This window comes from Streptomyces violaceorubidus (genome assembly GCF_000717995.1).
Taxonomy (GTDB): Bacteria; Actinomycetota; Actinomycetes; order Streptomycetales; family Streptomycetaceae; genus Streptomyces; species Streptomyces violaceorubidus.
The window spans coordinates 1-667 of record NZ_JODM01000131.1; the positions used below are offsets into that span (position 1 = coordinate 1).

The 667-nt window shown below is 71.4% G+C and carries 1 protein-coding gene; it reads right to left on the minus strand.

The annotated features are described in order from the left end of the window. The coding region (locus IE94_RS36675) for an acyltransferase domain-containing protein (protein ID WP_037924781.1) at positions 1 to 667 on the minus strand (667 nt) is incomplete at both ends.

Consider the following 667-nt stretch of genomic DNA (forward strand, 5'->3'; position numbering starts at 1 on the left):
AAGCGGACGGTGTCTCGGATGTGCCGGACCCAGTACTCGGGGTCCAGGACCGCGTCGCCGGCGGGCAGGGGCAGCCCGGGCGGGTGGAACTCCACGTTTGTGAGGATGTGCCGGAACTCTTCCAGCATGGGGTCCATGTGCGGCGAGTGGAAGGCGTGGCTGACGTTCAGCCGTCGGGTGCGGTGGCCGCGGGTGGCGAGCTGGGCGGCGATGTCCTCGACCACCTCGGTGGTGCCGCTGATGACCGTGGCGCGCGGGCCGTTGACGGCCGCGACGGAGGCGTGTTCCTCGTGCCCGGTCAGCAGGGGCAGGATTTCGGGTTCGGGTGCCTCGACGGCGACCATGGCTCCGCCGGTGGGCAGGTGCTGCATGAGGCGTCCCCGCGCGGCTACGACGGCACACGCGTCGGGCAGGCTCCACAGTCCTGCCGTGTGCGCGGCGGCCAGCTCGCCGATGGAGTGCCCGGTGACGACGTCGGGCCGGATGCCCCATGACGCCAGCAGCCGGAACAGGGCGACCTCGAGCGCGAACAGCGCGGGCTGGGTGTAGGCGGTGTGGTCCAAGACCCCCGGCTCGTCGGTGTGGGCGAACATCACCTCGCGCAGGGGCTGTTCCAGCAGCGGATCGAAGTGCGCGCAGATCTCGTCGAGCGCGGCCGCGAACACAG